Origin of the sequence: Novosphingobium meiothermophilum (assembly GCF_003171715.1) — a bacterium.
GTDB lineage: Bacteria > Pseudomonadota > Alphaproteobacteria > Sphingomonadales > Sphingomonadaceae > Novosphingobium > Novosphingobium meiothermophilum.
The window spans coordinates 266999-293780 of the sequence record NZ_QGHL01000020.1 but is presented as its reverse complement, the minus strand read 5'-3'; the positions used below and the strand labels follow the sequence as shown (position 1 = coordinate 293780).

The following is a 26782-nucleotide window of genomic DNA, read 5'->3' as shown; positions in this document are numbered from 1 at the left end:
GGGGCAGCGGATTGGTCGTGGCCTGATCAGGCCTCGTTGGCGGACAGAGTGCCGGTTGCAGCCAGTTGGACCGGCTTCGCGGTCGCTGGCGCCTTGCGATAGGCCGGCCGGCGCACGGCAATGCAGCGGTCTTTGGCAATCCGGGTGATGGTCACGCCATCAGACTGGTTGCCGCCAAGCACATGGTAGGCGCCGTAATCTTCGCCGACATAGAGCGCGACATGGCCAGATCCCTGGGTGCTGGTCCGCGACCAGTATGACGACGGCGGTATTTCCGGCGGCACCCTTGATCGTCCGGGATTGAAGCGCTTGCTTTCCGATATCGAGGACGGGCTGATCGACGTGGTGGTGGTCTACAAGATCGACCGCCTCTCGCGATCCCTGATGGACTTTGCCAAGCTGGTCGAGGTGTTCGACCGGAACGACGTGACATTCGTCTCGGTGACGCAGGCGTTCAATACGACGACCAGCATGGGCCGGCTGACCCTCAACGTCCTGCTGTCCTTTGCCCAGTTCGAGCGCGAAGTGACCGCCGAACGCATCCGCGACAAGTTCGCCGCCAGTCGCGCCAAGGGCATCTGGATGGGCGGTGTCCCCCCACTGGGCTATGATGTTCAGGCACGAAAGCTGGTGGTGAATGAACCGGCGGCCGCCAATGTCCGCTACATTTTCCAGCGGTTCCGCGATGTCGGCTCGGCCACACTTCTGCTGCGGGAATTGAGGGAGCGAGGCATCACGACCCGGCAAGGGAAGACGATTACCAAGGGCTACCTGTATCGCCTGCTCGCCAACAAAGCTTACATCGGGGAGGCCGTCCACAAGGGCAACAGCTATCCCGGTGAGCATGAGGCGATCATTGATCAGGAACTCTGGGATGCGGTGCGCGCCATCACGAAGGAAAGCCCTCGGACCCGGGCAAACCGTGCGCGCGCCAATACGCCTGCCTTGCTGAAGGGACTGCTCTGGGGTTCGGATGGCGGGGCGTTTTCACCGACCCACTCCTGCAAGAACGGCAAGCTCTACCGCTACTATGTCAGCCAGACGCTGCTCCGCCATGGAGCAGGTTCCACTACGGTGGGGCGCGTGCCTGCCGCCGAAATCGAGGGCGCGGTCGTCAACCAGCTGCGGGCCGTGTTCCGGCAACCGGAAATCATCATCGGCGCATGGAAGGAGGCCGTCAAACACGCGCCCGCAATGACCGAAGCTCAAGCGCGGGAGGCCCTGATCAATCTGGACCCGATGTGGGATGACCTGTTCCCGGCCGAGCAGGCCCGGATCGTGCAGCTACTGATCGACCGGGTCATCGTTGGCAGCGCCGGTCTCGAGCTGAAGCTGCGGGTGGACGGGCTCGATGCGCTGGCCCGCGAACTGCAGGTGCCGGAACTGGAGGAGGCAGCGTGAACAAGGTCGTGACAATTCCCGAGACACTGTCGATCCACATTCCGTTCCAGATCACCAAGCGCGGGGGCCGCAAGGAGATGGTTCTGCCAGCCGGTGCCCAGCTTCAGCGCCCGCGCACTGACAACACCGTGGTCAAGGCGCTGGCGCGGGCTTTTCGCTGGAAACGCCTGCTGGAAACCGGGGCCTACACCTCGGTGTCCGACCTCGCGGAGAAGGAAAAGATCGGCCTGAGCTATCTGACCCGGGTCCTGCGCATGACGTTGCTGGCCCCTGACATCGTCGATGCCATTCTTGACGGCCGACAGGGCGATGGGATCGACCTTGCCACTCTGGCCGCGCCGTTCCCCAACGAGTGGGGAGCGCAGCGGCGACATTTTGGCTTCGACGCCTGATGGGGTGCATCGCGGTCGAAAGCACGCATACTTTTTGCTGACGGCGGCGACCCTGGCTTGCTATCGCAAGCAGCATGACCAACGTCCGCGCCGTCGATAGCTTCACCGAGATCGCCACCTTGCGCATCACGCTCAAGGATTCTGACCCGCCGATCTGGCGCGAGGTTGAAGTGCCGACCTCGATCACCCTCAAGGTCCTGCATGATATCGTCCAGGTCACCATGGGATGGCTGGACTATCACCTCTGGCAGTTCGTCATCGGCGGTCAGACCTATGGCCTGCCCACGGACGAAGACTGGGGCACAGCGCCGCGCAAGCCCGCCTCCCGAACCCGTCTGCGTGACGTCATTGGCCCGGGCGCCACGCCGATCGATTACACCTACGACTTCGGCGACAACTGGGAACACGAGCTCGTTATCAGCGATGTGCGTCGCGGTGATCCCGGCAAAGCCTACCCCCGCTACATTGGCGGTGAGCGAGATTGCCCGCCCGAAGATTGCGGAGGAATCCCCGGCTTTTACGAGATGCTGGACGCCAGAGCTGATCCATCCCATCCGGACCATGCCGAGATCAGCGAGTGGCTGGACGAATACGATCCCGACGAACTGGACGTTTTCCCGATCGAGGTGGCGCTCGGCCGGATTGCCGCACGCCGCAATGCGGCAGCCAAGCGTATCCTGAAGCCGGCAAACGACTGAAGCCAGCGCCACCCCTGTAGCGGGTCTACCGCGCGGGCGCATCCCATCCGTTGACGAATCACGACAACAATGTTCTTTTTATGTTCCATTCATTCTGGAACCTGAAAAGTGCTGCGCTTCGTCGAATATCCCACCCCGCTCGAACTGCCGTTGTTCGGCTCGCCTGTAGAGGCTGGCTTTCCAAGCCCGGCGGATGACCACATCGAGGGCAAGCTAGATCTCAACGAGCATCTGGTGCGGCGGCCGGCCGCGACCTTCTTTGTGCGTGCGGCCGGGGAGTCCATGCGCGGCGCTGGGATTTTCGATGGCGATCTGCTCGTCATCGACCGGGGAATCACCCCGCAGCCCGACGATATAGTCATTGCCGTTGTGCACGGCGAACTGACCGTCAAACGGCTCCAGAGGGTCAACGGCGCATGGCAACTGGCGGCAGAGAACCCAAACTTCCCGACCTTGCCCATCCGGGATGATGGCTGTGAAATCTGGGGCGTCGTTACCCACAGCATCCGGCGTCACTGTGGACGCTGATGCCTACCTTCGCACTGGTCGACTGCAACACTTTCTACGCATCCTGTGAGCGGCTGTTCCAGCCGGACTTGCGGGACCGTCCGGTCGTGGTCTTGTCCAACAACGATGGCTGCGTGATCGCCCGCTCCAATGAGGCCAAATCGCTGGGGATCGCGATGGGCGCGCCGTTGTTCAAGATCCGCAAGCTGGTCGACGAGCATGGCGTCATCGTCCGTTCCTCGAACTACGCCCTCTATGGAGACATCTCGGAGCGCGTGATGAGCGTGCTGGGCTCGCAGGCGCCGGCCCATGAAATCTACAGCATCGACGAATGCTTCCTCGACCTTGACCGGATGGCGGTCGCCGATCTCACCGACTGGTGTCGGAACCTGAGGCGCCGCACGCACAAGTGGACCGGGATCCCGGTATCGATCGGCGTCGGCCCTACCAAGACCCTCGCCAAAGTTGCCAATCGGCTGGCGAAGAAATCAGCCAAGGCAGGCGGCGTTCTTGATCTCAGCCATCACCCGCAATGGACGGAGGCGGCACTGCGTAAGACGGCCGTTGGCGATGTCTGGGGGATTGGGCGTCGCTGGAGCGCGATGCTGGAGGAGCGCGGCATCCACACGGCCCATGACCTCGCTTGCTCCCAGGACGGCTGGGTGCGGAAGCGCATGGGTATCGTCGGCTTGAAAACGGTTCACGAGCTGCGCGGGATTGCCTGCCATGCGCTCGACGACCAGCCAGCGCCGCGCCAGACGACATGTTGCTCTCGGACCTTCGGGGAAGCAATCCGCGACAAGGGGCAGGTTCACGATGCCGTGATGAGCTTTGCGGAGCGGGTGGCCGAGAAGGTTCGGCATGCCGGACAGGTGGCGGGCGCGGTCCAATTGTTCATTCGGACCGACCCATTCGACCAGAACGCCGCGCGGAAGTCAGTGTCGGGTTCCGCTACATTTCAGCGCCCGACCAGCGACACCCGCGTCATCACCGATGCCGTCCTGCGAATCTTCGATCGCATTTGGCGCGATGGGTATGGCTGGAGGAAGGCCGGAGTCTTGCTGCTGGACCTCGGCGATCCTGCCTCGGTGCCTGCGTCGCTGTTTGACGTGATTGAGCAGCCTGACGGCCTGATGGCGGCGCTGGACGAGATCAACTCCCGTTTCGGTCGCGGCAAGGCCCGCTTGGGGCTGGCCCGCAAGGGCGGCGAATGGCGGATGCGGCAAGAAAACCTGTCGCCCAGCTTCACGACCCGATGGGGGGATATCCCAGCTGCGAAGATGGGGTAACAGTGCCGAATGGACGCTGCTGATCCTGACCTGCCGAACGCTGCTGTCGAACACATCAGCCAGATGCTGACGCTCGCCAAGCGCAAGCATCAAGAGGCGATGGCAATGCTCGGCACACCTGATCCGAGCGCAGTTCCTCGACTGCGGGAGGTGCTTCGGTTGCTTGAGGAGGTCGAACTGTTGGCCGACGACGCCTCGACCTACATCGAGACCGACGTGATGAAGGCGGCCCTCAAGGACCTCCACTTTCAGCAGGCCAACGTTCAGATGGCGATTGCCCAGCTTGAGCAGTTTAAGGTGCGGTCACCCTGGGCAACGCCCTGGCCGTGGATCACGATCATGGCCCTCGCGCTGATGATCGCCCAAGCTTGGCTGTGACGAGGGGGTTGGAATCGGGACGGATTTTGAGGTGAATCTCGGTTCTGACCGCAAAAAGGAAGGCGAAGAAACCAATCATTTTCAACGCGATAAAGCTCTACACTGAAACCTGTGTAGTCGAGAGCTTTGGAGAATATCGGCCTAGAGAGAGCATGGCATGGGCATATCCGGCTGAACCCGGTGGAGAGCCCTTGGCCTATAACCCTTGAAACACACGGGATTTTTCGAACCCAGACCAAGGAATAGAACGATTCCAATGGGTTGAATGGCGGAGACGGAGGGATTCGAACCCTCGGTACCGGATTTACCAGTACGACGGTTTAGCAAACCGTTGGTTTCAGCCACTCACCCACGTCTCCGGATCGCAGCGGCGAGGCGCGGCTATAGCGAGGGTTGTGGGGGGCGGCAAGGGCCTGTGCGCCGAAAAATCGGCAGCGGGAAAAACCTGCCCGGTCCGGGCTCTTCCATGCGGTTGGCCGCAATTCCGACTCGACTCATCGCCGGTTCATTGTCGCTGGGCCAGCGTTCGATTCTGCTTAAGGATGCCCGCGCCGCGCCGGTCTGGCGCAGGTGCGAAGGATGGGATGGTTTGATGACGAAACGCTTTGCGGCCCGGTTTCTGGCTCCTTTCATGGCGGCGCTGCTGGCTGCGCTGGCCCAGCCGGTTCAGGCTCAGGTCGAGACGGTCGATCCCAATGCGGTGATCGACGGGGATCTGGCTTCCCCGCCGCCCGCGCCCAAGGCGGCGGTGCCTCCCGGCAGCCTGCCCGCGCTTCCGGCCGATCAGCCTGCCTATCCGCAGGCATCCGCGCCGGCCGCCGTGCCTGCCGCCCCCGCAACCGGCACCGCCGATTCCTTCCCGCCGCCCGCGCCGCAGACCACCAGGGCGCCGCAAGGCTCCTACCGCGAGGATGATCTCATCGGCGCTGCCGAAGGCGTGTTCGGCAAGGGCGCCGCCGGGCTGGCCGATCTCATCAAGGATCTGCTCAAGAAGCAGGGCGAGCCGATCGGTTATATCGTGGGGCGAGAGGCAGGCGGCGCGGTCGTCCTTGGCCTGCGCTATGGATCGGGCACGCTGCATCACAAGGTCGAGGGCGAGCGGCCGGTTTACTGGACCGGTCCCTCGATCGGCTTCGATCTGGGCGCCAATGCGGCCAGCACCTTCGTCCTCGTCTATAATCTTTACGATACCGAGGAACTGTTCACCCGCTTCGGCGCGGGCGAGGGGCAGGCCTATCTCGTTGGCGGGTTTCATGTCAGCTATCTGCGCAAAGGCGACAAGGTGCTCATCCCGGTGCGATCGGGCGCGGGGCTGCGGCTTGGCCTCAACGGCGGCTACATGAAGTTCTCGCGCAAGCAGAACTGGCTGCCATTCTGACGCTTTCGGCAAGTTTCGGTCGTTTTTGCGCCCGTGCGCCTCATAATCGCTCGGCAGGGCTTGCCGTGGCGGCGTTCCGGCGGCATGGAGCCGCCGCATTTGCTCCCCGCACGAGGAAGGCCGCGATTCATGCTCGAAAATCTTGCCGCACAGCCCGCCGATGCGCTGCTGGCGCTCATCAAGCTCCACAATGCCGATCCGCGCGCCGACAAGATCGATCTTGGCGTGGGCGTCTATCGCACGGCCGAGGGCGATACTCCCGTGTTCAAGGCGATCAAGGCCGCCGAAGCCCGGCTGCTCGAAACGCAAGACTCCAAGGCCTATCTCGGCCCTGAAGGCGACATGGGCTTTGTCCATGCGCTGATTCCCTATGTCTTCGGCAAGGACTTCGACCGCAGCAAGGTTGAAGGGATGCAGGCCCCCGGCGGCACCGGAGCGGTGCGGCTGGCGGTCGAAGTGGCAAGGCGCGCGGGCGTGAAGCGCGTGTGGATGGGCACGCCTTCGTGGCCCAACCACGCGCAGATCATCGCCGCTGTCGGTGTCGAACTGAAGACCTTCGGCCACATGACCGCCGATGGCTTTGCCGATCTCGATGCGCTCAAGGCCGCACTGGCCCAGGCCGAACCGGGCGATGCGGTGCTGCTCCATGGCTGCTGCCACAATCCCACCGGGGTGGACTATACCGAGGCCCAGTGGGACGAGATCGCCCCGCTTCTGGCCGAACGCCGGGTGCTGCCGATCCTCGACCTTGCCTATCAGGGGCTGGGCGCGGGGATGGAGGCCGATGCCTATGGCCTGCGCAAGGTGCTCAGCCTCGTGCCCGAAGCGCTGGTGGCCTATTCGTGCGACAAGAACTTCGGCCTCTATCGCGACCGCGTGGGCGCATTCTATGTGGTGACGGCGGATGCTACCGCGCTCGCCAATGCCATGGCCAATGGCGCCACCATCGCGCGTGCTTCGTGGTCGATGCCGCCCGATCATGGCGCGGCTGCGGTCCGGCTGATCCTTGAGGATGCCGATCTCACCGCGATGTGGCTGGCCGAACTCGACGAGATGCGCGATCGCATGCGCTGGGTGCGTGACCGGCTGGCCGCGGCCGGCAAGGTCGGCCCGATCGACATGGCCCCGTTGGGCGTTCAGAACGGCCTGTTCTCGATCCTGCCGCTGTCGGGCGAGCAGATCCTTGCCATCCGCGAACGGCACGGCGTCTATATGGCCGGGTCCGGGCGGATCAACATTGCCGGGCTGACCACGGGCAATATCGACAAGTTCATTTCCGCGCTCGCTGACGTGGCCTGATTTCATGCGGGCGGCGGCTGTCATGGCAGGTCTGGCCCTGCTCTTGCTGCCGCTGCCCGCACAGGCCGCGCAGGAAGACGAGCAGGTCTGGCTCGCGCAGTTCTCCACCTTTTCTCTGGGCAAGGGCGTTCTGCTCTTCACCGAAGCGCAGGGACGGCTCACCGATGGCGCCTCGCGGATGAGCCAGATCATCCTGCGCCCGGCGCTTGGCTATCAGGTCAGCGGGGCGGTCAGCGTCTTTGCGGGCTATGCCTGGGTCCACACCGATCCCTTGGGCGGCACGGCCAGCGACGAGCACCGGGCCTATGAACAGCTTTCGGTGCGGCTGCTGGGAGGGCCGGGCAAGGTCACGCTGGCCAGCCGCACGCGGATCGAACAGCGCTGGATCCAAGGGCGTGCCGACATGGGCTGGCGGCTGCGCCAGCAGGTGCGGCTCGATGTTCCGCTGGGCAAGGGCTATTCGGCCATCGTCCACACCGAACCCTTCGTGAACCTTGATACCACAAGCTGGGGCCAGCGCGCCGGTTTCGATCAGGTGCGGGTCTTTGCCGGGGCGGGCATCCCCGTGGCGCGCGGCATCTGGATCGAGGCGGGATATGGCGGGCAATATGTCAACCGCCATGGCCGCCCGGACAGGATGAACCACATCGCCAATCTCTCGCTGAATCTGCGCCGCTGATCGCAAGGGCGGCGCAAATCCCCATGAAAACGCGGGTTGTCCTGCGAATTGTCTTGCGTCCGGGCGGTGTTCCTATTGTATGCCTTGCCTACGAAGCAGAGCGGCCGCGCGGGGGATGAGGCAGTGATAAAGGACAGGTTTGCCGATGCGATCACGCCTGCGGGGTCAAGCCCTGCCGCGGCGGGAGCAGAGGAAGCCGATATCGGCGCGATCAACGATATTCTGGGCTTTCATATCCGTCTGGCCCACGGCGCGTGCCTGCGCCACTTCACCGAAACCTTTGCCGATCTCGATCTCACGCAGAAGCAGGTCTCGGTGCTCTGGCTGGTCGACGATCATCCCGGCATTGCGCAGACCGATCTGGCCCAGCGCCTGCGGATGGACCGCGCCACCACAATGGCGATCATCAACCGCTTGCAGGCCAAGCATTTCCTGCGCCGCGACCGTTCGGAAAAGGACGGCCGCAAGCAGGCGCTCCACCTCCAGCCCGAAGGCATCGCCATGCTGGCGCGGGCCAAGCAGGCGATTGCCGAACACGAAGCCTGGGTGAAAAGCCGCTTCACCGACAAGGAAGTGCGCCAGCTCATCGAACTGCTTTCGCGAATCCACGAATAAGTTATATGGAATAGCAATTGGCCGTGCGGCGGATCGGACCGGCGGCGCATGAGGGCAGAGGACAAGAGAACCGAATGACACAGACCCCGCGCGAGGTGATCGAGCAGACCCCGATGGGCCTGCGCCAGTGGATCGCGGTCGTCCTGATGATTGCGCTCAACGCGCTGGATGGTTTCGATGTGCTCTCCAGCGCCTTTGCCGCTCCGGGCATTGCCAGGGAATGGGGGATCGAACGCGATGCGCTGGGCGTCGTGCTCTCGATGGAACTGGTGGGCATGGGCTTCGGCTCGATTCTGCTGGGCGGGGCGGCTGACCGGTTCGGCCGGCGTCCCACCATTCTCGGCTGCCTCGTGGTGATGACGGCGGGCATGTGGCTTGCCACCACGTCGGACAGTCCGTCGGGCCTTGCCCTGTGGCGCTTCCTTACCGGGCTGGGCATCGGGGGAATGCTGGCGGCGATCAATGCCGTCACGGCCGAGTTTTCCAGCCTCAAGGGCCGTTCGCTGGCCATGGCACTCATGGTCATCGGCTATCCCATCGGGGCAACGGTTGGCGGCACGATTGCCGGTCTGCTGCTGAAGGGCGGTGACTGGCGGCTGGTGTTCGAGTTCGGCGCGATTGCAACCGCGGTGTTCATCCCGCTGATCCTCATCTTCGTGCCGGAATCGCCCGATTACTACGTGACCCGGCGCAATCCCGATGCGCTCGACAAGGCCAATGCATCGCTGCGCAAGCTGGCGCTGCCGCTGGCATCGCTACTGCCGCCGGCCCCTGCCGCGGCCGACAAGCCCAGCGTGTTCGATATCCTCAAGCCCGGCATGATCGGCACCACGATGCTCTTCACGCTCGGCTATTCGTTCCACTGCGTGACCTTCTACTACATCCTCAAGTGGTCGCCCAAGATCGTGGCCGATTTCGGCTATACGCAGGCACAGGCGGCCAGCGTGCTGGTCTGGGCCAACATCGGCGGGGCCATCGGCGGCGGCCTGTTCGGCTATGCCATGCACCGTTTCGGGCTGAAGTGGCCAACCATCGCCATGCTGCTCGCCGGATCGGTGGCGGTCATCGCCTTCGGTTTCGGCAGCGATACGCTCAGCGGCTGGAAGACGGCGGTGTTCCTCACCGGCTTCACCACCAATTCGGCGATCGTCGGGTTCTATTCGCTCTTCGCCAAGGGCTTTCCCACCCATGTGCGCGCCACGGGCACGGGTTTTGCCATCGGGGCAGGGCGGATCGGCGCGGCTGGCTCGCCGATCCTTGCCGGGGTGCTGTTCACCCAGGCCGGCCTTGGCCTGCTGGGCGTGTCGATCGTCATGGCCATGGGTTCGGTGCTGGCCGCGCTCATGGTGCTGATGCTGCGCAAGGATCTCTGATCGCGGCAAAGCGCTTGAGCGCCGGGCGTCTTCGCGCAAGGATGCGGCCATGAAGATCGCTCTGCCGCTCCTTTTCGCACCGCTTGCCCTCGCTCTTGCCGCCGCCGCGCCCGCTCCCGCACCCGCTCCCGCTCCCGAAGCGGTGGCCGATGCAGCCCTGCGCGCTTCCCCGGTGTTTGATGGCCACAACGATGTGCCTGAACAGCTGCGTGACCGGCGGCGCAACATCCTTGCCGGGTTCGATTTCGCCGATACCCGCGATACTGCCGATGCGGACCGCGGCTGGCCCGCGATGATGACCGATCTGGCCCGGCTGCGGCAGGGGCGGGTCGGTGCGCAGTTCTGGTCGGTCTATGTCTCGGCCAACCTGCCCGAACCGCAGGCGGTGCAGGCCACGCTCGAACAGATCGATGTCATGCGCCGCCTCATCGCGCGCCACCCCGAAGCCCTGCGCTTCTGCACGGACAGCGGTTGCGTCGAGGCCGCGTGGAAGGCGGGCCGCGTCGCCTCGCTCATCGGGATGGAGGGCGGCCATTCCATCGGCGGATCGCTGGCCGTGCTGCGCCAGATGCACGCGCTGGGTGCGCGCTACATGACGCTCACCCATTTTCGCAACACCGCCTGGGCCGACAGCGCCACCGATGCTCCCGCGCATGGCGGGCTGACCCCGTTCGGCGAACAGGTCGTGCGCGAGATGCAGCGTATGGGAATGCTCGTCGATCTTGCCCATGTCAGCGAGGAGACCATGCGCGATGTGCTCGCGCTGGGCGGGCCGCCGCCCATCGTCAGCCATTCCAATGCCCGCGCGCTCAACGATCATGCGCGCAACATTTCCGATGAAACGCTGCGGCGCATCGGGCGCAGCGGCGGGATCGTCATGGTCAATTTCTATCCGCCCTATGTGGTGGAGGCGGCCCGCCAGTGGAGCGCGGCGCGTGATGGCGAGGCGGCCCGGCTCAAGGCGCTCCATCGCGGCGATCCTGCGGCAGAAGGCGCCGCCCTTGCCGCATGGGACAAGGCCAATCCCATGCCGCGCGGCACCTTGCGCGATGTGGCAGACCATCTCGATCACATCGCGCGTCTCATCGGCGCGGATCATGTCGGCCTTGGCGGCGATCTCGACGGGGTGGAGACGACCGTTGCCGGTCTGGAGGACGTGGCCGCCTATCCTGCGCTGTTTGCCGAACTGGCCCGGCGCGGCTGGTCGCAGGCCGATCTGGAAAAGCTGTCCAGCCGCAATCTGCTGCGCGTAATGCGCGCCGCCGAAGCCTTCGCCGCCTCACACGCGCGGGACGAACCTCTTGAGAACCCGACCGCTTTCTGACGCCCGGCCAAAACAGGTGAAGGGGCGGCCGAGGCTGGCAGGGGAAATGCAAGGATGGTCGGGGAGATAGGATTCGAACCTACGACCCTCTGGTCCCAAACCAGATGCGCTACCAGGCTGCGCTACTCCCCGACTGGCGATGCCCCTAGGCGTAACCGGCGTGCAGGGCAAGGCGGATTTGCTCCTTCGGGAAAATCCGCGCGGCCTTATCCGATCAGCGCTGGCCAGCTTCTGAACAGCATGTAAAGCGCCACCAGCACGATCAGCCCGGCAAACAGCGTGTTGAGCGTGCCCTTGCGTTCGGCCAGCCGGCGCGAAAGGAGCGTGCCCAGCACCGAGCCGGCAATACCGCCCAGAATGAAGGCAATCGCCAGTCCCCAGTTGAGCATCCCCGACGCCGCATAGTTGAGCGCAGTGGTCAACCCGAAAGCGCTTACCGCCACCAGCGATGTGCCGATGGCGCGGCCGATCGGCATCCCCGTGGAAGCGATAAGTGCAGGCACGATCAGAAAGCCGCCGCCGATGCCGAAAAAGCCCGATAGCGCGCCGGTGCCGAAGCCGAAGCTGGTCACTTTCGGCAGGTTCTCGCGGTTGCAGGTCACGCCTTCGATGCCGCTGTCGGCCCGTCCGCGCCACATCAGCGCGGCAACCACCAGCATCAGCAGCGCAAACAGCGCCAGCAGGCGTTCCCCGTCCACGGCCTTGCCCACGGTCGATCCGGCCAGCGCGCCCGCCACGCCCGCCACGGCGAACATGCCGCCGCAGCGCCAGTTCACGTTGCGCGCGCCCGCGTGGCTTGCCAGCCCCGAAAGGGCATTGGCGGCCACGGCCAGCGCGCTCGTGCCGATGGCAAGGTGCGGGCTTGCCACCCCTACCACATAGACCATCAGCGGCACCGCAAGGATTGATCCGCCCCCGCCGACAAGGCCCAGCACGAAACCCGTCACCACGCCCGATGCGGCGGCCAGCAGGTGCTGGATGTCGGCGATCAGGGCAAGGCCGCTCACAGCAGGTTCACCGGCAGCTTGAGATAGCGCACGCCGTTGTCTTCAGGTTCGGGCAGGTGTCCGGCGCGCATGTTGACCTGCACCGAAGGCAGGATCAGCCGCGGCATTCCCAGCGTTGCGTCACGCGCCTCGCGCATGGCCACGAAATCATCTTCCGCGATGCCTTCATGCACGTGGATATTGCCTGCGCGCTCGGCACCGATCGTGGATTCCCAGACAAAGGTATCGCGGTTGGGGGCCTTGTAGTCATGGCACAGGAACACCCGCGTTTGCGCCGGCAGTTCCATCAGCCGCCGGATCGAACGGAACAGGGTGCGCGCATCGCCGCCGGGAAAATCGGCGCGGGCGGTGCCGTAATCGGGCATGAACAGGGTATCGCCCACGAAGGCCGCATCGCCGATCACATAGGCAAGGCAGGCAGGCGTATGTCCCGGAACGTGCAGCGCGATGGCTTCGATCCCGCCAATGGCGAAGCGGTGCCCGTCCTCCATCAGCAGGTCGAACTGGCTGCCGTCGCGGACAAAGGCCGGGCCTTCGTTGAAGACCTTGCCGAACACGTCCTGCACGGTGCGAATCGCCTCGCCGATCACGATCTGGCCGCCAAGCTGCTCCTGAAGATAGGGCGCGGCGGAAAGATGATCGGCATGGGCGTGGGTTTCCAGCAGCCAGTCCACCGTCAGGTCGTTGGCGCGCACATAGGCAATCACGGAATCGGCGGAGGCGTGGCTGGTGCGGCCCGATGCCTGATCGAAGTCCAGAACCGAATCCACGATGGCCGCGCGGCGCGTTGCCGGATCGTGCACCACGTGGGTTGCGGTAAACGTAGGTTCGTCGAAAAAGGTTTTGACGACAGGAACATGGCCAGAGGCGCGGGCTGCCTCGATCTGCGCGGCGGCTGCGGAAAGAGAAGGATCGTGCACGGGTTTCTCCTGCGACTCGGACGATATATTACAAATAAATAATATAAGAGAATTGCGATTAAAGCAAGCTCTCCCTGTCGATGCGGATGGCGGAGCGGCCCTTGTGCCACGGGCATTCTTCGCTATCTGCTGAAAATGATGAAGCCAGCCAGCCTTGCCGAACTCAAGGACAATGCCGCCCAGATGGCAAGCCGGATGCGCACGATGAGCCATCCGGAACGGCTGATCATGCTCTGCCGCATGGACGAGGGCGAGGTTTCGGTCAGCGAACTGGTCGAACTGACCGGCCTGTCGCAGTCGGCCGTGTCGCAGCATCTGGCCCGCCTGCGTGAAGAAGGCGTGGTGGGCAGCCGCGTGGCGGCGCAGGTGCGCTTCTATCGCCTGACCGACGAGGTCGTGCGCGCCATCATCCATTCCCTGTGCGAGATCTGCGAAAAGCGCGGCTCCTGCTGAACCTTTCCCGATGATCCCTGGCGCGTGGCCATCTCGCGGCAAAACGCCCTCTTGCGCCTCAGGATAAAATTAGAGTAATCATTCTTATATGAACCGTGCCAATGACGGCGCGCGGCTCACAGAATGTTTGCAAGGGAGAGGGCGGGCCTCATGCAGGGCGATCGGAAAGCCGAACCGCGCGGCTGGCAAAGGCGTGATTTTCTGGGCGCTGCCGCGCTTGTCGCACTCGCGCTTGGTGTTCCGGCGGCGGCCGTCAGCCTGACCCGGCTCGATCCCGCCGATGCCCCCACCGATCGCCAGCGCGCGCTCCTGCGCGAAGTGGCGCAGCTTGTCATTCCACGCACGGCCACGCCCGGCGCGGGCGATGTCGGGGCGGGCGATTTCGCAATTGTTGCGCTGGCCCACGGGCTCGAAGGCGCGCGCCGCCCCTTCACACCGTCCGATCCCGCCGATGCGCGGTTCCTGCGCAACGATGGTTCGATCCGCCACGTCGCATGGCTGGAAAAGACGCTCGATACCGCGGCGGGCGGGGATTTTCTTGCGCGTCCCGTGGCAGAGCGCCATGCCCTGCTGTCCGCGCTCGATGCCGCCGCCTTTGCCAGCCGCGCGGCGCAAAGCCCGTGGCGGCCGGTCAAGGCGCTGATCCTTGCGGGCTATTACACCAGCGAGCCGGGCGGCGCGCAGGAATTGCGCTATGAGCCGGTGCCGGGCCGCTTCGATCCCGATCTGCCGCTGACGCCGGATTTCCGGGCCATCTCCAACGATTGGACCGCCGTCGATTTCGGCTGAAACCGGCGCTTTGAACAGACAGGCAGGACATCATGCAATTCGATGCAATCGTGGTCGGTTCGGGGATCACCGGGGGCTGGGCCGCCAAGGAACTGACCGAGGCCGGCCTCAAGGTTCTGATGATCGAGCGCGGCCGCCCGATCGTCCACGGCGAATACGAAACCGAAATGAAAGACCCGTGGGACATGCCGTTCCGGGGCCTCGGCGATGCCGCGCTCTTCGCGCGCGAATACCCGGTGCAGATGCTCAACCGGCACTTCACCGAATATACGCAGGGCCACTTCGTCAACGACCTTGAGAATCCCTATGCCACCGCACCGGGCACGGCTTTCAACTGGCTGCGCTCCTATCAGCTTGGCGGCCGTTCGCTCACCTGGGGGCGCCAGTCCTATCGCTGGTCCGATTACGATTTCGGCGCCAACAAGCGCGATGGCCACGGCACCGACTGGCCGATCCGCTATGCCGATCTGGCCCCGTGGTATGACAAGGTGGAAGAGTTCATCGGTGTTTCGGGCGCGGCGGAAGGGCTGCCCCAGCTTCCCGATGGGCGTTTCCAGCCGCCCATGGCGCTCAATGCCGTCGAACAGCACGTGCGCCGCACGCTGGCCGAGAAGTTCGGCCGCTGCCTCACCATTGGCCGCACCGCCAACCTGACCGTGGCCAAGCCCGATGAAGGCCGCTCTGCCTGCCAGAACCGGTCTATCTGCGCGCGAGGCTGCTCGTTCGGGGCCTATTTCTCCACCCAGTCCAGCACGCTGCCCGCCGCGCAGGCCACCGGCAACCTCACGGTCGTAACCGATGCCGTGGTCGAGGCGCTCGATTTCGATCCCCGCACGCGGCGCGTCACCGGCGTGCGCTATGTCAACACTGCCAACGGCACCCGTGCCAGTGCCACGGCGCGGCTCGTGTTCCTCAATGCGGGCGCCTTCAATTCGGTCCACCTCCTGCTCAATTCGCGCTGCGAGGCCGCGCCGCACGGTCTTGCCAACAGCAGCGGCGTGCTCGGCACGCAGATCATGGACCATGCCAGCACGCTTTCGGCCATTGCCCTGTTCCCGCAGTTCAGCGCACGCACCAGCTTCGGCAACCGTCCCACAGGCGTCGTGGTGGCGCGCTACCGCAACATGGACACGATGGACGGCGCTGGCCACACGCGCGGTTTCTCGTTTCAGGGCGGTGCCGTGCAGGCCAACTGGGGCGCGGGCAAGCGCGAGGCGGGCATCGGCACCGACCTCAAGGATCGGCTGCGCCATCCCGGCATGTGGCGCATGGTGCTCGTGGGCTTTGCCGATTGCATCCCGCGTGACAGCAACCGGCTTGATCTCGATCCCGTCCGGACCGACCGTTTCGGCATTCCGCAACTGCGCATCCAGTTCGCCTTCGGCAAGGAGGAAGAGGCCGCGCTCGCTCAGGCAAAGGCCGATGCCGCCGAAATGCTGGGGGCTGCGGGCGGCACGGTCATCATGGGGATGGACCGGCCCGGAACCGGCGGCATGGCCATTCACGAAATGGGCGGCGCGCGCATGGGCCACGATCCGAAAACCTCGGTGCTCAACAAGTGGAGCCAGGCGCACGACATTCCCAACCTTTTCGTCACCGATGGTGCGCAGATGGCATCGTCCGCCTGTCAGAACCCGTCGCTTACCTACATGGCGCTGACCGCGCGGGCCTGCGATGCGGCGGTGCGGATGCTGCGCGAAGGCGCGATCTGAGCCGATGGCCACGACCGCCGCGCCGGGGGGCATCTCCGGCATGACCGAACGGCAGAAGAGCCTCGCCTTCTTCACCCTCATCACCGCGCTCGTGCTCGAAATCGTCGATGTCACGATCATCAACACCGCGCTGCCTGCCATGCAGGCCGATTTCGCCGCGCGCGGGCAGGATCTTGGCGGCAGCACCGCGCAGTGGATCGCGGCGGGCTATTCGCTGGCATTCGGGTTGCTGCTGATCCTTGGCGGCAGGCTGGGAGATCTGTTCGGCGGACGGGCGATGTTCCTTGCGGGCGTCGCGGGCTTCACGCTGGCCTCTGTCCTGTGCGGGGTGGCGGCCGATCCGCAGCTGCTCATCGCCGCGCGCGTGGCGCAGGGCGCGGCAGGCGCGGTCATGGCGCCGCAGGTCATGGCCGTGATCCAGATCCTCTATGATCCGGTGGAGCGCATCGGCCGTCTGGCATGGTTCGGCGTCATTGGCGGGCTGGCGGGGATTGCCGGGCCGGTCATCGGCGGCCTGCTCATTTCCGCCGACATTGCGGGGCTGGGCTGGCGCACCGTCTTTCTCATCAACCTGCCGATCGGGCTTGCCGCGCTCGTGGCCGGTTGGCGCTTTCTGCCGCGCGGGGCGCAGCACAAGGGCGGGCGCATCGACGTGGCCGGAACGCTGGCCTTCGGCATCGCGCTGGCGGCCATGCTCGTGCCGCTGGTGCGCGGCGAACATGGCGGGCTGGACCGGGGCAGCGCGCTGCTGCTCGGTGTATCGCCTTTCCTGCTGTGGGCGGCATGGCGCGGCCTCGTGCGGCGGGCGGCGGCGGGCAGGCCGGTCATTCTCGATCCCGCGCTGCTCGATGATGGCCTGTTCCGCACCGGTGCGCTCATCGGGCTGGTCTTTGCGGCGGCCAATACGGGCTTCCTCTTCGTCTTTGCCCACGCGCTGCAATCGCGCCTCGGCTACACCCCGCTCCAGACCGGTCTCATCCACATTCCCTTCAGCGCCGGGGTCATGCTCGGCATGGGTTTTCTGGGGCGGCGCTATCTCGCGCGGATGGGCAAGTGGCTGCTCGTGGGCGCGGCTTTCGCCCTGTTCGTGGCCGATACCGCCACTTTCGGCTGGATCGCGGCGGGCGGTCCGGGCCTTGGCCTGCTCCTGCCCGCGCTGCTTCTGGCGGGCATGGGCATGGGCACGATGTCCGGCCCGGTCAGCCCGATCGCGCTGGCGCGGGTCGACCGGCGGCACGCGGGTGCTGCCAGCGGCATCCTCAAGACGGTGCTGCAAATGGGCGGGGCTTTCGGCATCGCGCTTGTCGGCAGCGCCTATTTCGCGCTCGGCGGGCCTGATCCTGCAAACGGTCCGGAAGGTGTCTTGGCCGCGCTTGGCGTGATCCTGCTGCTGCTGGGCGGCTGTCTTGTCCTCGCGCTGTCGCTGCCCTCCGTGATCTTTGCCCCTGCGGCCCCTTCCCAAGCGCTGCAAACCCGATAATCTTGCCTTCGAACCACAGCGCCAGGGAAAGGGCGCAGGGGAGAAGGATGCAAGCAATGGACGATCTGCCGACCGCCCGGTTCCACACCATGACCGAAGGCACCCAGGAAGACTGGGACGCCATCATGGCCCATCTGAAGCCCTACTCGCGCGAAGGAGGGCGGCGCGTGCTCGATCACCTGCGTCTGCTCGAAGGTGATTGCGGCGGCTTTGCCGTGGACCGGCTGACCCATTGCCTGCAAACCGCCACCCGTGCCCATCGCGACGGGCGCGACGAAGCCTATGTCGTCATGGCCCTGCTGCACGATATCGGCGATACGCTGGGCGCCTACAACCATCCCGACATTGCCGCGGCCATCCTCAAGCCCTTCGTTTCGGAGGAACTCCTGTGGATCGTGCAGCACCACGGCATTTTTCAGGGCTACAATTTCTTCCACTTCATCGGGCTTGACCGCAACCTGCGCGATCAGTTCGCCGGGCATCCCCATGCCGCCGCCACGGCCGAGTTCGTCGAGAAATACGATTGCCCCTCGTTTGATCCCGCTTACGAAAGCCTGCCGCTGTCCTTCTTCGAACCCATGGTCATGCGCCTGTTCGAAACGCCGCTGAACAGCGTCTACAAGAAGGCTATGGAGCAGGCCTGAGCACAAGGGTCGCGGCGGCGGGCTGCGGCCTGCCGCCGGCGGCAGCGGCCGACACACTCTGTCACGTTTGCCGGGCTTGCCTCGTGGCTTAATTGCGTGATTAATTCGCCCGGACAGACCCTTGGGAGAACACCGCATGGCTCAAGCTGCCGCCCGGCCCAGCACGGCCGAACGCACCGCCGATCTGTTCACCTTCGATGCCTTCCTGCGGTTCTGGGCCGAAGATCGCCCGCGCGGCATCGCGCTCGACGGCCCCGACCGGACGCTCGATTTCGGCCAGCTCGACGGGGTGACGGCGCAGGCCATCGCCGGCTTTGCCCAGCTCGGCATCGCCAAGGGTGATCGCATCGCCTGGTTCGGCAAGAACAGCACGCTCTATTTCACCCTGTTCTTTGCCGCGGCGCGCGTCGGCGTGGTCATGGTGCCCATCGGCTGGCGGCTTGCTCCTGCCGAGGCGACATGGATCGCGCGCGATGCACAGGCAAAGGCCGTGTTCCTTGGCGAAGGGTTCGAGGCGATGGCCGACGCCTTTGCCGCGCTGCCCGGCGTCGGGCGCGTATTCACGCAGGATCAGGCGTGGGAGTGGATCGACCGGCAGCAGCCTTGCGATTTTGCGCCCGCAGGCCCTGACGATGCCGTCCTGCAACTCTACACATCAGGCACGACCGGAAACCCCAAGGGCGCGGTCCTGTCCAACCGCAACCTCTTCGGCCTGCGCAAACAGTCGCTGGGCAGCGAGCAGCCCTATACCACCATGACCGACGACGAGGCGATCCTCGTGGCCATGCCCTGCGCGCACATCGGCGGCACGGGGCTGGGGGTCATGGCCGTGGGGGCGGGCCTCCCCGCGGTGATCCTTGCCGAGTTCGAGCCGCGCGCGGTGTTCGATGCGGTCGAACACAAGGGCGTGACGCGCTTCTTCATCGTGCCCGCGGCCTTGCAGATGCTGCTCAACCATCCCGATTGCGCGCGCACCGATTTCAGCCGCGTCAAATACATCATCTATGGCGCATCGCCGATCCCGCTCATGCTGCTGCGCGAATGCATCGCCATGTTCAAGGCCGAGTTCATTCAGGCCTACGGCATGACCGAGACGACCGGCACAATCTGCATGCTGCCGCCCGAAGACCACGATGTGAACGGCAACCAGCGGATGCGTTCGGCCGGAAAGCCGCTTCCCGGTGTCGAGGTGCGCGTGGTCGACGAGAACGGCACACCGCTCGGTCCCAACCAGATCGGCGAGATCCAGACCCGTTCGTCAAACAATATGCTGGGCTACTGGAACCTGCCCGAAGCCACCGCGAAGACGCTCAGCCCCGATGGCTGGATCGCCACCGGGGACGCAGGCTATCTCGACGAGGACGGCTATGTCTACATGCACGACCGGATCAAGGACATGATCATCTCCGGCGGCGAGAACGTCTATCCCGCGCAGGTCGAAAGCGCGATCTATGGCCATCCCGATGTGCTCGAAGTCGCCGTGATCGGCGTGCCCGATGAAAAGTGGGGCGAGGCGGTAAAGGCGGTCTGCGTGCCCAAACCGGGACACACCATCGATCCGCAATCGATCATCGACTGGACGCGCGAACGGCTTGCCGGGTTCAAGGTGCCCAAATCAGTGGATGTCATCGCGGCGCTGCCGCGCAATCCTTCAGGAAAGATCCTGCGCCGCACCCTGCGCGAACCCTACTGGCAGGGCTTCGAACGGCAGGTGAACTGATACTGCCTGCAAGGGGGTGCGCTGGCGCCGGCCCTGCTAGGCGTGACCTCGTTCGATAAAACGCACCATCGGCCAAATGCAAAGGCCGGCGCAAGGCGCAACGCCCGCACCGGCCAAGGCAAAGGCCCGAACTGCAACGGGCCGCCCCGAAGGCGGCCCGGCTATCAGGCCATCCGGCCTTTCGCCAATCAGCCGTTCAGCCGTTCAGCCGTTCAGCCAATCAGCCGTTCAGCCAATCAGCCGTTCAGCTTGTCCTTGACGGCCTTGGCGGCAGCAAAGGTCAGCTTGTTCGAGGCGGCGATCTGGATGGTGGCGCCGGTCGAAGGGTTGCGGCCTTCGCGGGCCGGGGTGTTCTTGACCTTGAACTTGCCGAAACCGTTCAGCGAAACTTCCTCGCCCTTGGCGGCGGCGTCGGCGATGGCGGCGAACACGCTGTCGACGGCCTTGCGGGCGTCGGCCTTGGTCAGGCCGTGGTTGGCGGCAACGATATCGGCGAGGTCATTGTTGTTCATTGCTATGCAGTCCTCTGCTGGAAAGGGAAGGCACGGCTAACGCAACGCTGGCCGCCAAAGCCATGCCTTTCGGCCTTCTTTCCACTGTTATTCGGCGATGATGAGCGATTTTGCCTCGATTTTGGGGGTGCCACGCCGCGAATCAGCGCGAATCGGGCCTGCTGCATCGTTGCTTCGGTGCAATTGTAACTTTCTGTCGCAATTGTCGCGCATGGCCATCAAGGAACGTGCGCAAGTGCAGCAATCTGCTAGACACGCGGCGCAACCGGTTCCGCAAGGGACGGGGCGTTCTGTGCTGAATCCCCCGCCGCACGGGGCGAATCGCGCTGGGCATTGCCGTCGCTGCACCGGTCAAACGCGGTTTCTGGAGTGAGATTTTCCTTGCCATTCACGATCCCGTCCACCGGACCTGATCTGCGTATTGCGCTTCTGGCGAAAGCCGGCGCGGCCATCTTGCTTCCCGCCGTTCTGGCGCTGTCGCTTGGCGGCTGCGGTTCGGGCAAGGCGGAAAAGTCCAAACCCGTTCCGGTCGTCGGCGTCATGGTCGCCCGTGCCGAACCGGTTCCCCTCACCACCGAACTGGCCGGCCGCACCGAGGCTTCGGAAATCGCCGAAGTGCGCCCGCAGGTGGCAGGCATCGTCATGGCGCGCCTGTTCGAGGAAGGCTCCTTCGTGCGGGCGGGTCAGCCGCTCTACCAGATCGATTCCCGCCTTCTGGCGGCCACGCGCGATCAGGCCGCGGCCGCGCTCGAATCCGCGCGCGCCACGGTCGAGGCGAACCGCCTGCGCGCCGAACGCTTTGCCGCGCTGGCCGAACAGGGCGGGGTCAGCAGGCAGGAAGCCGCCGATGCCATGGCCACCTATCACCAGTCGCGCGCGCAGGTCGGGCAGGCTCGCGCCGCGCTGGCATCGGCCAGCGTCAATCTCGGATTCACCCGCGTCACCTCTCCCATCAGCGGGCGCATCGGCATTTCGCTCGTCACCAAAGGCGCGCTCGTCACCAATGCGCAGGCCACGCCCATGGCCAAGGTGCAGCGGCTCGATCCGATGTATGTCAACATCCGCCAGTCCGGGGCAGAGTTCATCGCCCTGCGCCGCGCCATCGAGAAGGGCGAACTCATGGCTGGTGCGGCCCCGGTCACGGTGATCCTGCCCGATGGCAGCGAATATCCGCTGAAAGGCAGGCTCAACCCGGCCGATATCGACGTCAATCCCGAAACCGGCACCATCACCATGCGCGCGGTTGTGCCCAATCCCAGGGGCGATCTTCTGCCCGGCCTGTTCGTGCGTGCGCGTGTCGGGCAGGGCGTCGTCCCCGATGGCATTCTCGTGCCGCAGGTTGCCGTCACGCGCGATCCGCGCGGCCGCGCCAGCGTGCTCGTCGCCACGGCCAAGGACGAACTGGAGAAACGCCAGATCACCGCCGATACGCCGGTCGGCCAGAACTGGCTGGTCACGGACGGTCTGAAGCCGGGCGATCGGGTGGTCGTCGAAGGTCTCATCAACGCGCGCGAAGGCATCAAGGCCAAGGTCGTGCCTGCCGGAACCAAGCCTTCCGGCAAAAAGCCCGAAGCGGGCGCGGCCGGGGCCTGACGCGCCATGATCTCGCGGTTCTTTGCCTATCGTCCGATCTTCGCCTGGGTGCTTGCCATCGTGGTCATGGCGGCGGGGCTGCTGGCCGTCAGCACCATGGGGGTCGAACAGTATCCCGATATCGCCCCGCCCACGATCTCGGTCAGCGCCACTTACGGCGGGGCCGATGCCGCCACGGTCGAGAACTCGGTCACGCAGGTGCTTGAGCAGCAGCTCAAGGGTCTGGACGGGATGCTCTATTTCAGCGCCACCTCCTCGAACGGCTCGGCCAACATCACCGTCACCTTCGAGAAGGGCACCGATCCCGATACCGCGCAGGTCCAGGTCCAGAACGCGATCTCGCGTGCCATCAACCGGCTGCCCGCCGTGGTCCAGCAGCAGGGCGTCAACGTCAACAAGGCGCAGTCCGATCAGCTCATGGTCGTCTCGATCTATGACGAGACGGGCCGCGCCGCCAATTCGGACATTTCCGATTACCTTACCACCCATTTCCAGGATCCGATCTCGCGGGTCGAGGGTGTCGGCGCCACGCAGGTCTTCGGCGGCTCGTTCGCCATGCGCGTGTGGCTCGATCCGCTGCGGCTGGCGGCGGTGCAGCTCATGCCCGCCGATATCGTCGCCGCGCTTCAGGCCCAGAACACCCAGGTCGCCGCGGGCGAGATCGGCGGCAACCCCGCGCCTCCCGGACAGCGCCTGACCGCCACCGTCACCGCGCGCTCGCGTCTCGAAACCCCGGAAGAGTTCGCCAACATCGTCGTCAAGACCAACGTCGATGGCTCGGTCGTCAAGCTCAGGGACGTTGCCCGCGTCGAGATGGGCGAGGAGAACTACGGCGCGATCAGCCGCCTCAGCGGAATGCCCGCCACCGGCATGTCGATCAGCCTCGCGTCCGGGGCCAATGCCATGCTCACGGCCGAACTGGTCAAGGAAAAGGTCGCCGAACTCGCGCAGGATCTGCCCTACGGCTATCACGTCGCCTTCCCGCGCGACAGCAGCACATTCGTCAAGATCTCGATCGAGGAAGTGGTCAAGTCCCTGTTCGAGGCGATCGTGCTGGTCGTGATCGTGATGTTCCTGTTCCTGCAAAGCTGGCGCGCCACGCTGATCCCGGCCATCGCGGTGCCGGTCGTGCTGCTGGGCACGTTCGGCGTGCTGTCGCTGTTCGGCTACACGGTGAACACGCTCACCATGTTCGGCATGGTGCTTGCCATCGGCCTGCTTGTCGATGACGCCATCGTCGTGGTCGAGAACGTCGAGCGCGTGATGCACGAGGAAGGGCTTGGCCCGCTCGAAGCCACGGTCAAATCGATGGGCGAGATCACCTCGGCACTGATCGGCATCACTCTCGTGCTCACTGCCGTGTTCGTGCCGATGGCCTTCTTCGGCGGATCGACCGGTGCGATCTACCGCCAGTTTTCGGTCACCATCGTTTCGGCCATGGTGCTTTCGGCGCTGGTGGCGCTGATCTTCACGCCCGCGCTCTGCGCAACGCTGCTCAAGCCCGTGGCGCACCATGAAAAGCCGCAGGGGCGCTTCTTCCGCGCTTTCAACCGCAACTATGAACGGCTTGAACAGGGCTATCGCTCGCGTCTTGCGCGGGTGGTCGGCCGCCCTTGGCCGTGGATGGCGGCGTTCGGGGCGATCACGCTGGCCATGGTGGTGCTCTACCTGCGCCTGCCCACCAGCTTCCTGCCGGACGAGGATCAGGGCAACATCTCGATCAGCTTCCAGCTTCCGGTCGGCTCCACCGCCGAACAGACATGGGCCGTGGCGCTGCGTATTTCGGACTACATCCAGAAGACCGAAAAGGACAATATCGCGGCGGTCTTCGTGAACATGGGGCGCGGGCCGTCGGGCAATGCGCAGAACACCGGGCAGGGGTTCGTCCCGCTCAAGCACTGGTCCGAACGCAAAGGCAAGGACCGCAGCGCGCAGGCCATTGTCGAGCGGCTCAATGCCCACTTCCGCACATGGAACGATGCGCAGGTCTTCGTGCTCAACCCCGCGCCGATCCGGGGACTGGGCAATTCCAGCGGGTTCGAGATGTGGCTTCAGGACGCCGCCGGCGCCGGGCGCGAGGCGCTCACCGCCGCCCGTCGCCAGCTCGTCAAGGCCGCAACCGAGGACGAGCGCCTCGGTCAGGTCCGGCTGGCCGGGCTTGAGGATACGCCGCAGCTCAGGGTCAGGATCGACGACGAGGCGCTTACCGCCTTCCAGATTGCCCCGGCGGCGGCCAATTCCACGCTCTCTATCGCGTGGGGCGGCCTTTACGTGAACGATTTCGTCGATCGCGGCCGGGTCAAGCGCGTCTTCGTGCAGGGCGATGCGCCCTATCGCGCCAAGCCTTCCGATCTCGATCAGTGGTTCGTGCGCAGCGCCAGCGGCCAGATGGCGCCGTTCTCCGCCTTCGCCACGTCCGAATGGACGCAAGGCCCGGTCCGGCTCGATCGCTTCAACGGCATTCCCGCGCAGCAGCTCAACGGCAGCGGCGCACCCGGCGTCAGTTCGGGCGAGGCGATGAACATCATGGAAGCCAATGCCAAGGCGCTGCCCGGCGGCTTCAATGTGGCGTGGAGCGGCCTGTCCTATCAGGAACGCGCTGCCTCCAGCCAGTCGGGTCTGCTCTATGCCGCCTCGATCTTCTTCATCTTCCTGTGCCTTGCTGCGCTTTATGAAAGCTGGTCGGTGCCCTTTGCGGTGCTGCTGGTGATCCCGCTCGGCATCATCGGGGCGGTTCTGGCTGTCACCTTGCGCGGGTTCGATAACGACATCTACTTCCAGGTGGCGTTGCTCACCACCATCGGCCTGTCCGCCAAGAACGCGATCCTGATCGTCGAGTTTGCCGAATCCGCCATGGAAAAGGGTGCCGCGCCCGTGGCCGCGGCGCTTGAAGGCGCACGCCTGCGCCTGCGTCCGATCATCATGACCAGCGTGGCCTTCATCGCGGGCGTGGTGCCGCTGGCGCTGGCCAGCGGGGCAGGGGCCAACGGGCGGCGCGCCATCGGCACAGGCGTGATGGGCGGCATGATCTCGGCCACGGTGCTGGCCATCTTCCTCGTGCCTGTGTTCTTCGTGCTGGTGAAGGGCTGGCTGGCCCGGCACGGTGCGCCTGCCGGCAAGGGACCATCGCCCGAAAGCGGCGAAGCGGCGGAACCGCAAGCTGCGCTTGCCGCGGGAGAGGTGCCATGAAGCCCGCCCGCCCGCTGCGCATCCTTGCCGCCTTGCTCCCTGTGCTGGCCCTGCCTGCGTGCAATCTTGCGCCCAGGTATGTGCGGCCCGATGCCCCGGTAGCCCCCGCCCTGCCGCAGGGCGCGGCCTATCCGGCGCTTGCCGCACAGCAGGGAGAGGCGGTCGATGCCATCGGCTGGCGCAACTTCTTCACCGATCCGCGCCTTCAGAAGGTGATCGAACAGGCGCTCGCGGATAATCGCAACCTGCGCGCCACGCTTGCCAATGTCGAACGTGCCCGCGCGCTCTACCGGGTCAACCGGGCGGCCCTGTTCCCCATCGTCAATGGTGCGGCGGTGCTCTCTGCGGTGCAGGGCACGCAGGGCCGCGTGACCGACAATTTCCTCGTGCAGGCCGGGTCCAGCGCCTACGAGATCGACCTGTGGGGACGCCTGCGCAACCAGAGCGAGGCCGCCTTCCAGACGTGGCTCGCCACTGATGAGGGGCGCAAGTCCACGCAGATCGCGCTTGTCGCCGAAACCGCCAGCGCGTGGCTCAGCCATGCCGCGATTTCCGATGGCCTGCGCATCGCGCGCGAAACGCTCGAAACCCGGCGGGCAACGCTTGCGCTGGTGCAGCGGCGCGAGGCCATGGGCATCGGCACGCGGCTCGATGTGGCCAATGCCACCGCGCTGCTCAATCAGGCCGAAGCCGCCGTTGCCGATCTCACCACCAGTCAGGCACAGGCGCGCAACGCGCTCGAACTGATCGCGGGCGGCCCGCTTGCCGATGATCTCCTGCCCGCAACGCTGGGCACGGGCGATCAGTTGCTGGCCGCGCTTCCCGTGGGGCTGTCGTCCGATGTCCTGCTGCGGCGACCCGATGTGCTGGCCGCCGAACACAGTCTGCGCGCGGCCAATGCCAATATCGGCGTGGCGCGCGCCGCGTTCTTCCCCACGCTCTCGCTCACCGGGCTGTTCGGCTATGCCAGTCCCGGCCTGACGCGCATCTTCAGCCAGAACGCCTTCCAGAAAACCGCGAACACCGCGCTGCGCCCGCGCCTGTTCGATGGTGGTGCCACGGCCAACAACCTCAAAGCCGCCAAGGCTGCGCGCGATGCTGCGGTCGCCACCTACGAACGCGCCATTCAGGTCGCGTTCCGCGAAGTGGCCGATGCCCTGGCGCGGCGCGGCACCATCGACGAAAGCCTGCGCGCGCAGGCCAGCCTCGAAGCCAATGCCGCCACGGCCCGCACGCTCAGCGAGGAACGCTTCAAGGTGGGCGTCGCCAGCTATCTCGAAGCGCTCGATGCGCAGCGCACGCTCTATAACGCGCAGCAGTCGCTCATCGCCGCGCGCCTGACGCGCGCCGCCAACATGGTGGAATTGTATCGCGCCCTGGGCGGGGGGCTGGTCGAAACCACGGGGCAGGATGCACCCGCGCGGTAGCCG

General features: G+C 65.3%; 25 protein-coding genes and 2 tRNA genes. 21 read left to right on the top strand and 6 right to left on the bottom strand.

From position 1 onward, the window contains the following. Window positions 1-26 precede the first annotated feature (26 nt). The gene (locus tag DKM43_RS16250; protein WP_201739903.1) at window positions 27-284 is read right to left on the bottom strand and encodes a C40 family peptidase; all 258 of its coding nucleotides are present in this window, start codon (window positions 282-284) and stop codon (window positions 27-29) included. Between DKM43_RS16250 and DKM43_RS16245 the strand changes: the two genes are divergently transcribed. The 6 genes from DKM43_RS16245 to DKM43_RS16220 all read left to right on the top strand — a co-directional run bounded on the left by DKM43_RS16245 (window position 238) and on the right by DKM43_RS16220 (window position 4665). Then, window positions 238-1401: a recombinase family protein gene (locus DKM43_RS16245; protein WP_109799523.1), complete on the top strand. Its 1164-nt coding sequence runs from the start codon at window positions 238-240 to the stop codon at window positions 1399-1401. The two genes, DKM43_RS16250 and DKM43_RS16245, sit on opposite strands and share 47 nt — an antisense overlap. Further along, window positions 1398-1793 (top strand): hypothetical protein, encoded by a 396-nt coding sequence (locus DKM43_RS16240; RefSeq protein WP_109799522.1) that lies wholly within the window; start codon window positions 1398-1400, stop codon window positions 1791-1793. The genes DKM43_RS16245 and DKM43_RS16240 overlap by 4 nt, the downstream gene beginning before the upstream one ends. A 74-nt stretch (window positions 1794-1867) precedes the next feature. Further along, window positions 1868-2491 carry a plasmid pRiA4b ORF-3 family protein gene (locus DKM43_RS16235; protein WP_109799521.1) on the top strand — a complete coding sequence of 208 codons (624 nt, stop codon included), beginning with the start codon at window positions 1868-1870 and terminating at the stop codon, window positions 2489-2491. 108 nt (window positions 2492-2599) lie between these two features. Continuing rightward, window positions 2600-3019 carry a LexA family protein gene (locus DKM43_RS16230; protein WP_109799520.1) on the top strand — a complete coding sequence of 140 codons (420 nt, stop codon included), beginning with the start codon at window positions 2600-2602 and terminating at the stop codon, window positions 3017-3019. Beyond that, window positions 3019-4287: a Y-family DNA polymerase gene (locus DKM43_RS16225; protein ID WP_109799519.1), complete on the top strand. Its 1269-nt coding sequence runs from the start codon at window positions 3019-3021 to the stop codon at window positions 4285-4287. The genes DKM43_RS16230 and DKM43_RS16225 overlap by 1 nt, the downstream gene beginning before the upstream one ends. 9 nt (window positions 4288-4296) lie before the next feature. Next, window positions 4297-4665: a hypothetical protein gene (locus DKM43_RS16220; RefSeq protein ID WP_109799518.1), complete on the top strand. Its 369-nt coding sequence runs from the start codon at window positions 4297-4299 to the stop codon at window positions 4663-4665. A gap of 266 nt (window positions 4666-4931) precedes the next feature. Here DKM43_RS16220 and DKM43_RS16215 read toward each other — a convergent pair. Then, a tRNA-Ser gene (locus tag DKM43_RS16215) sits at window positions 4932-5024 on the bottom strand. A 233-nt stretch (window positions 5025-5257) separates the two neighbouring features. Here DKM43_RS16215 and DKM43_RS16210 point away from each other — a divergent pair. The 6 genes from DKM43_RS16210 (at window position 5258) to DKM43_RS16185 (ending at window position 11333) form a co-directional block, all read left to right on the top strand. Continuing rightward, window positions 5258-6043: a DUF1134 domain-containing protein gene (locus tag DKM43_RS16210; RefSeq protein WP_109799570.1), complete on the top strand. Its 786-nt coding sequence runs from the start codon at window positions 5258-5260 to the stop codon at window positions 6041-6043. Window positions 6044-6172: 129 nt separating this feature from the next. After that, a complete protein-coding gene (locus tag DKM43_RS16205) occupies window positions 6173-7342 on the top strand; it encodes an amino acid aminotransferase (protein WP_201739897.1) in 1170 nt (389 codons plus the stop codon). 22 nt (window positions 7343-7364) lie between these two features. Then, window positions 7365-8021 carry a DUF2490 domain-containing protein gene (locus DKM43_RS16200; RefSeq protein WP_161554109.1) on the top strand — a complete coding sequence of 219 codons (657 nt, stop codon included), beginning with the start codon at window positions 7365-7367 and terminating at the stop codon, window positions 8019-8021. A gap of 123 nt (window positions 8022-8144) precedes the next feature. Then, on the top strand, window positions 8145-8636 hold the full coding sequence (locus DKM43_RS16195; protein WP_109799569.1) for a MarR family winged helix-turn-helix transcriptional regulator: 492 nt from the start codon (window positions 8145-8147) through the stop codon (window positions 8634-8636). A 74-nt stretch (window positions 8637-8710) separates the two neighbouring features. After that, window positions 8711-10009 carry an MFS transporter gene (locus DKM43_RS16190; protein WP_109799515.1) on the top strand — a complete coding sequence of 433 codons (1299 nt, stop codon included), beginning with the start codon at window positions 8711-8713 and terminating at the stop codon, window positions 10007-10009. A gap of 49 nt (window positions 10010-10058) precedes the next feature. Beyond that, window positions 10059-11333, top strand: a complete 1275-nt coding sequence (locus tag DKM43_RS16185) for a dipeptidase (RefSeq protein WP_109799514.1) — start codon at window positions 10059-10061, stop codon at window positions 11331-11333. A 55-nt stretch (window positions 11334-11388) separates the two neighbouring features. Here DKM43_RS16185 and DKM43_RS16180 read toward each other — a convergent pair. The 3 genes from DKM43_RS16180 to DKM43_RS16170 all read right to left on the bottom strand — a co-directional run bounded on the left by DKM43_RS16180 (window position 11389) and on the right by DKM43_RS16170 (window position 13260). Beyond that, window positions 11389-11465 (bottom strand) — tRNA-Pro (locus tag DKM43_RS16180). A 74-nt stretch (window positions 11466-11539) separates the two neighbouring features. Continuing rightward, window positions 11540-12325: a sulfite exporter TauE/SafE family protein gene (locus DKM43_RS16175; RefSeq protein ID WP_109799568.1), complete on the bottom strand. Its 786-nt coding sequence runs from the start codon at window positions 12323-12325 to the stop codon at window positions 11540-11542. A gap of 11 nt (window positions 12326-12336) precedes the next feature. Continuing rightward, window positions 12337-13260, bottom strand: a complete 924-nt coding sequence (locus DKM43_RS16170) for an MBL fold metallo-hydrolase (protein ID WP_109799513.1) — start codon at window positions 13258-13260, stop codon at window positions 12337-12339. Between the two features lie 135 nt (window positions 13261-13395). On the opposite strand from DKM43_RS16170, the gene DKM43_RS16165 reads away from it, so the two are divergent. The 6 genes from DKM43_RS16165 (at window position 13396) to DKM43_RS16140 (ending at window position 20058) form a co-directional block, all read left to right on the top strand. Then, complete coding sequence (locus tag DKM43_RS16165; protein WP_236632630.1) at window positions 13396-13713, top strand: ArsR/SmtB family transcription factor; 318 nt, start codon at window positions 13396-13398, stop codon at window positions 13711-13713. Between the two features lie 150 nt (window positions 13714-13863). Continuing rightward, window positions 13864-14502, top strand: coding sequence for a gluconate 2-dehydrogenase subunit 3 family protein (locus DKM43_RS16160; protein ID WP_109799512.1), 639 nt, complete (start codon window positions 13864-13866; stop codon window positions 14500-14502). 32 nt (window positions 14503-14534) lie between these two features. Further along, window positions 14535-16214 carry a GMC oxidoreductase gene (locus tag DKM43_RS16155; RefSeq protein ID WP_109799511.1) on the top strand — a complete coding sequence of 560 codons (1680 nt, stop codon included), beginning with the start codon at window positions 14535-14537 and terminating at the stop codon, window positions 16212-16214. 4 nt (window positions 16215-16218) lie between these two features. Next, window positions 16219-17694 (top strand): MFS transporter, encoded by a 1476-nt coding sequence (locus tag DKM43_RS16150; protein ID WP_109799510.1) that lies wholly within the window; start codon window positions 16219-16221, stop codon window positions 17692-17694. Window positions 17695-17750: 56 nt separating this feature from the next. After that, complete coding sequence (locus tag DKM43_RS16145; protein WP_109799509.1) at window positions 17751-18338, top strand: HD domain-containing protein; 588 nt, start codon at window positions 17751-17753, stop codon at window positions 18336-18338. Window positions 18339-18474: 136 nt separating this feature from the next. Then, on the top strand, window positions 18475-20058 hold the full coding sequence (locus DKM43_RS16140; protein WP_109799508.1) for a fatty acid--CoA ligase: 1584 nt from the start codon (window positions 18475-18477) through the stop codon (window positions 20056-20058). Window positions 20059-20294: 236 nt separating this feature from the next. On the opposite strand, the gene DKM43_RS16130 is transcribed toward DKM43_RS16140, so the two are convergent. Next, window positions 20295-20570: an HU family DNA-binding protein gene (locus tag DKM43_RS16130; protein ID WP_109799506.1), complete on the bottom strand. Its 276-nt coding sequence runs from the start codon at window positions 20568-20570 to the stop codon at window positions 20295-20297. 369 nt (window positions 20571-20939) lie between these two features. On the opposite strand from DKM43_RS16130, the gene DKM43_RS16125 reads away from it, so the two are divergent. The 3 genes from DKM43_RS16125 to DKM43_RS16115 are packed head-to-tail and all read left to right on the top strand — an operon-like array spanning window position 20940 to window position 26779. Continuing rightward, on the top strand, window positions 20940-22163 hold the full coding sequence (locus DKM43_RS16125; protein ID WP_236632629.1) for an efflux RND transporter periplasmic adaptor subunit: 1224 nt from the start codon (window positions 20940-20942) through the stop codon (window positions 22161-22163). Window positions 22164-22169: 6 nt separating this feature from the next. After that, complete coding sequence (locus DKM43_RS16120) at window positions 22170-25352, top strand: efflux RND transporter permease subunit (protein WP_109799505.1); 3183 nt, start codon at window positions 22170-22172, stop codon at window positions 25350-25352. After that, complete coding sequence (locus DKM43_RS16115; RefSeq protein WP_109799504.1) at window positions 25349-26779, top strand: efflux transporter outer membrane subunit; 1431 nt, start codon at window positions 25349-25351, stop codon at window positions 26777-26779. Before DKM43_RS16120 ends, DKM43_RS16115 begins: the two co-directional genes overlap by 4 nt. Window positions 26780-26782 lie beyond the last annotated feature (3 nt).

What these genes read in the sequence shown, in the direction of transcription:
- DKM43_RS16235 (WP_109799521.1), top strand. Translation starts at nt 1,868, where the DNA reads ATGACCAACGTCCGCGCCGTCGATAGCTTCACCGAGATCGCCACCTTG.
- DKM43_RS16225 (WP_109799519.1), top strand. Translation starts at nt 3,019, where the DNA reads ATGCCTACCTTCGCACTGGTCGACTGCAACACTTTCTACGCATCCTGT.
- DKM43_RS16220 (WP_109799518.1), top strand. Translation starts at nt 4,297, where the DNA reads ATGGACGCTGCTGATCCTGACCTGCCGAACGCTGCTGTCGAACACATC.
- DKM43_RS16210 (WP_109799570.1), top strand. Translation starts at nt 5,258, where the DNA reads ATGACGAAACGCTTTGCGGCCCGGTTTCTGGCTCCTTTCATGGCGGCG.
- DKM43_RS16205 (WP_201739897.1), top strand. Translation starts at nt 6,173, where the DNA reads ATGCTCGAAAATCTTGCCGCACAGCCCGCCGATGCGCTGCTGGCGCTC.
- DKM43_RS16200 (WP_161554109.1), top strand. Translation starts at nt 7,365, where the DNA reads ATGGCAGGTCTGGCCCTGCTCTTGCTGCCGCTGCCCGCACAGGCCGCG.
- DKM43_RS16190 (WP_109799515.1), top strand. Translation starts at nt 8,711, where the DNA reads ATGACACAGACCCCGCGCGAGGTGATCGAGCAGACCCCGATGGGCCTG.
- DKM43_RS16185 (WP_109799514.1), top strand. Translation starts at nt 10,059, where the DNA reads ATGAAGATCGCTCTGCCGCTCCTTTTCGCACCGCTTGCCCTCGCTCTT.
- DKM43_RS16165 (WP_236632630.1), top strand. Translation starts at nt 13,396, where the DNA reads ATGATGAAGCCAGCCAGCCTTGCCGAACTCAAGGACAATGCCGCCCAG.
- DKM43_RS16160 (WP_109799512.1), top strand. Translation starts at nt 13,864, where the DNA reads ATGCAGGGCGATCGGAAAGCCGAACCGCGCGGCTGGCAAAGGCGTGAT.
- DKM43_RS16155 (WP_109799511.1), top strand. Translation starts at nt 14,535, where the DNA reads ATGCAATTCGATGCAATCGTGGTCGGTTCGGGGATCACCGGGGGCTGG.
- DKM43_RS16150 (WP_109799510.1), top strand. Translation starts at nt 16,219, where the DNA reads ATGGCCACGACCGCCGCGCCGGGGGGCATCTCCGGCATGACCGAACGG.
- DKM43_RS16145 (WP_109799509.1), top strand. Translation starts at nt 17,751, where the DNA reads ATGGACGATCTGCCGACCGCCCGGTTCCACACCATGACCGAAGGCACC.
- DKM43_RS16140 (WP_109799508.1), top strand. Translation starts at nt 18,475, where the DNA reads ATGGCTCAAGCTGCCGCCCGGCCCAGCACGGCCGAACGCACCGCCGAT.
- DKM43_RS16130 (WP_109799506.1), bottom strand. Translation starts at nt 20,570, where the DNA reads ATGAACAACAATGACCTCGCCGATATCGTTGCCGCCAACCACGGCCTG.
- DKM43_RS16120 (WP_109799505.1), top strand. Translation starts at nt 22,170, where the DNA reads ATGATCTCGCGGTTCTTTGCCTATCGTCCGATCTTCGCCTGGGTGCTT.
- DKM43_RS16115 (WP_109799504.1), top strand. Translation starts at nt 25,349, where the DNA reads ATGAAGCCCGCCCGCCCGCTGCGCATCCTTGCCGCCTTGCTCCCTGTG.